The sequence below is a fragment of the Phenylobacterium sp. genome (genome assembly GCF_031412415.1).
GTDB lineage: Bacteria > Pseudomonadota > Alphaproteobacteria > Caulobacterales > Caulobacteraceae > Phenylobacterium.
In genome coordinates, this window is the sequence record NZ_JANOCX010000276.1 from 1 (window position 1) to 3338 (window position 3338).

5 protein-coding genes and 1 tRNA gene are annotated in these 3338 nt (G+C 65.9%); 3 read left to right on the plus strand and 3 right to left on the minus strand.

Going from position 1 to position 3338, the window contains the following annotated elements:
* Window positions 1–350 precede the first annotated feature (350 nt).
* The 3 genes from RMO04_RS13360 (at window position 351) to RMO04_RS13370 (ending at window position 2176) form a co-directional block, all read left to right on the plus strand.
* Window positions 351–971 carry an exopolysaccharide biosynthesis protein gene (locus RMO04_RS13360; protein WP_309645273.1) on the plus strand — a complete coding sequence of 207 codons (621 nt, stop codon included), beginning with the start codon at window positions 351–353 and terminating at the stop codon, window positions 969–971.
* Window positions 972–1002: 31 nt separating this feature from the next.
* The gene (gene hpf, locus RMO04_RS13365) at window positions 1003–1644 is read left to right on the plus strand and encodes a ribosome hibernation-promoting factor, HPF/YfiA family (protein WP_309645274.1); all 642 of its coding nucleotides are present in this window, start codon (window positions 1003–1005) and stop codon (window positions 1642–1644) included.
* Between the two features lie 67 nt (window positions 1645–1711).
* Window positions 1712–2176 (plus strand): PTS sugar transporter subunit IIA, encoded by a 465-nt coding sequence (locus RMO04_RS13370; protein ID WP_309645275.1) that lies wholly within the window; start codon window positions 1712–1714, stop codon window positions 2174–2176.
* Between the two features lie 16 nt (window positions 2177–2192).
* On the opposite strand, the gene RMO04_RS13375 is transcribed toward RMO04_RS13370, so the two are convergent.
* The 3 genes from RMO04_RS13375 to RMO04_RS13385 all read right to left on the minus strand — a co-directional run bounded on the left by RMO04_RS13375 (window position 2193) and on the right by RMO04_RS13385 (window position 3153).
* Window positions 2193–2447 carry a DUF1150 domain-containing protein gene (locus RMO04_RS13375; protein WP_309645277.1) on the minus strand — a complete coding sequence of 85 codons (255 nt, stop codon included), beginning with the start codon at window positions 2445–2447 and terminating at the stop codon, window positions 2193–2195.
* Between the two features lie 71 nt (window positions 2448–2518).
* On the minus strand, window positions 2519–2932 hold the full coding sequence (locus tag RMO04_RS13380) for an Hsp20 family protein (protein ID WP_309645276.1): 414 nt from the start codon (window positions 2930–2932) through the stop codon (window positions 2519–2521).
* A 145-nt stretch (window positions 2933–3077) separates the two neighbouring features.
* Window positions 3078–3153 (minus strand) — tRNA-Ala (locus RMO04_RS13385).
* Window positions 3154–3338 lie beyond the last annotated feature (185 nt).

Here is a 3338-nt window from a genome sequence, read left to right on the forward strand (position 1 = left end):
GTGGCGCCGACGACAGCGACGTTGAACAGCTTCTGGCCGGCGGGGCGGGCGGGGGCTTCAAGGGTCGACAGCATGAGTCTCGTCTCCAGTGGGGCCGGAGGAGCGGGAGCCTGTCTGAAGAGAATTCGGCGACCCCGTCCTGGCGGCGGGGTCCTTTAGGGTGCTACGCGGCGTGCACGCGTTGAACCCCAGGCCCCGCGGGCATGGTGGTTTTAATCGCGATTTTGATCATCGAACGACGCATGCTGGCGAAATAGTTCAAAGCGGCGCCGCTTGTAAACCGTTCGTGCGCGCACAAATCCTTTTCGTGGCTCATGCGTTGTCGTAACGCCACGCCGCTGAGGGGCTGAATGCCGCAAGGTCCGACCGACCGCCAGGAACCGATCTCCGAAATCCTGCGCGAGTTCGGCGCGCGGGAAAGCCTGTCCGTGGGCGAGATCGTCGATCGCTTCGGGCATCGGGCGTTCGGCGCCCTGATGTTCGTTTTCGCCATCCCTAACCTGCTGCCCCTGCCGCCGGGATCCTCGACTCTGCTGGGCGCGCCGCTTCTGCTGCTCTCGCCGCAGGTCGCCCTGGGCATCGCTACGCTTTGGCTGCCCAAGGCGGTGGACGACCGACGGATCGCCGGCGCGGACCTGGCAAAGGTCTTCGACCGCCTGCTGCCATCGGTCGAGCGCATCGAGAAGGTATCGCGTCCTCGCCTCACGTTCCTGTTCGGCCCCGTGGGCGACCGGGTGATCGGCGTGATCTGCTCGCTGTTGTCGTTCGTGCTGATCCTGCCCATCCCGCTTGGCAACCTGCTGCCGGCGCTCACCATCGGGGTGCTGGGGTTTGCGCTGTTCCAGAGGGACGGTCTTTTCGCCCTGGTCGGCTACGGCCTTGCGGCGGTGAGCGGGGCGGTCCTGTTCGTGGCCGCCGACCTGGTGATCGACGGTGTTCGACATCTCGTGAACTGGTTCGGAGCCGCTTGACACCAATCGCGCGGCGGCGCGTTGATAGGTGATGCAAGTCTTGGTTTCCGGCAAGCATGTCGCCGTCGGGGAGGCCCTGCGTGAGCGGGTCACCGACGAAATCACCGGCTCTATCGGCAAGTATTTCGACCGTGGCGGAAACGCCGACGTCGTGGTCAGCCGAGAGGGTCATTCCTTCCGAGTCGACTGCGCGGTGAAACTGGCTTCGGGCCAGGCGCTGCAAAGCCATGGCCTGGGCGGTGACGCCCATGGGGCCTTCGACACCGCGCTCTCCAAGATGGAGACTCGCATCCGTCGCTATAAGCGGCGGTTGAAGAGTCATTCGGCGGCGGCCACGGCGCGCCAGGCCGAGACGGCGTCCTATTTCGTGATCCGAGCGCCTGAGGGCGAGGAGGACGTGGATTGGGACGAAGAGGGCGAAACGCCGCAGTCCAGCCACACCCCACCGACCGGAATGGTCATCGCCGAAACGGAACGGCCCGTTCGCGAGATGACGGTTTCGCGCGCGGTGATGGAGTTGGACTTGACGGAGTCGCAGACAATCGTGTTTAGGAACGCCGCTCACGGGGGCTTGTCCGTGGTGTACCGCCGGCCTGACGGGAATATCGGCTGGATCGACCCAGAACGCACAAAATCCGTGAATGGGAACGCGCTGAACGGAACCGGAGCTTAGGCTCCGGGTTTCCGGCGTTCCCCAGCCTGATGGTGCGGCCGGGGCCATTTGTTGGGCGTCACACGTTATGCAGATTGGCGAAATCCTGGACCGCGCCGCGATCGCGGCGCGGGCGGCCGCGCCCAACAAGCGCAAGGTCCTCGCCCTGGTGGCCGAGGTCGCCGCGCGCAACTTCGGCATCGACGCCGGAGTGATCCTTGACGCCCTGGCCGAGCGAGAACTGGCGGGCTCGACAGGGGTCGGATACGGCGTCGCCGCGCCTCATGCGCGTCTGGACGGCCTGACCCGCATGCGCGGCGTGTTCATTCGCCTGGACCAGCCGGTGGACTTCGACGCCGTGGACGATCAACCGGTGGATCTGATTTTCGCCCTGTTCGCCCCGCCCAGCGCCTCGACAGAGCACTTGCGGGCGCTCGCCCGCGTCTCGCGCCTGCTGCGTCAGGGCGAGCTGCGCGATCATCTGCGCAAGGCGCGGACCGCCGACGCGATCCACGCGCTGCTGGTGCAGGAACGGCCGTCCGCGGCGGCCTAGGCGCCGCGAAATATCCCTAGTGAACCGACACGGGCGCCAGCTCGTGAGCCAGGGCGGCCGCCATGGCCGATTCCTTGTCGGTCAACACCGCCAAGCGCTCACCGTCGGCCCGGTGGACCGCGTAGAGGGTCTGGTCAGGATGTAGATCGAAGCCCTGGATCTGGGCGGTCGGCGTCGAAGCGATGATCTCCGAGGCCTTGATCGGCCGGACATAGACGAGATCGGGACCGCCAAGGGCGGCGAAAGCTTCGGTCGTAAGATTCGGCGTCATCATGACCACCTCCGTGAAACGCAACGCATCCGACGGTCGCAAGTTCAGCCGACCCCCTTAACTGGCTTGAATTATCCGCCCGTGCGGATGGGAATCCGCTGAACCAGACGTTCAGGTTCGGGTCGGATCAGGTCGATATGCAGCAGGCCGTGCTCCAGCAGCGCGCCCTCAACCGTCATTCCGTCGGCCAGGACGAAGCTGCGGACGAAGCCCCGCGCCGCGATGCCGCGGTGCAGATAGGCTTCCTCCCCCGCGCTTTCGCGCTTACCGGCGATGGTGAGCTGCCGATCCTCCACCGTCACGTGGAGCTGGTCGGGGGTGAACCCGGCCACGGCCAGCGTGATGCGCAAGGCCCCGTCGCCGCGATCCTCCACATTGTAGGGCGGATAGCTCTCGGCGGCGGCCTTGGCCACGCGCTCGATCAGGCTACGGGTATGGTCGAAGCCCAGCAGGAAGGGGCTGTCGAAGACGATCGGCCGGTTCATTCCAGAGTCCTCGCTCCAAGCGACTCCCCGGAACCTCGCCCGCGAGCGGCGCGAAGTCCCGGTTGGACTCTATTTGGTGAGGCGCGGGGTGAGTTTCAACGGGGCCATAAAGGCGAAGGCCCGCAGCTTTCACTGCGGGCCTCCATGGTGGAGCTAAGCGGAGTCGAACCGCTGACCTCTTGAATGCCATTCAAGCGCTCTACCAACTGAGCTATAGCCCCGAGGTCTTCAGGTCCCGGTCGGCCGGGAGGCGCGGAACCTAGTCAAACGGCCCCGCGCGATCAAGCCCGCCGAGCGGGCTTTTTGGTCGCGCCGCGGTTCCCGGTTTCTAGCGGTCGTCGTCGCCCTCGTCGGGAAGGCCCTCGATCTCGGACTCGTCGAACTCGTCCTCGTCCTCGTCCTCGAG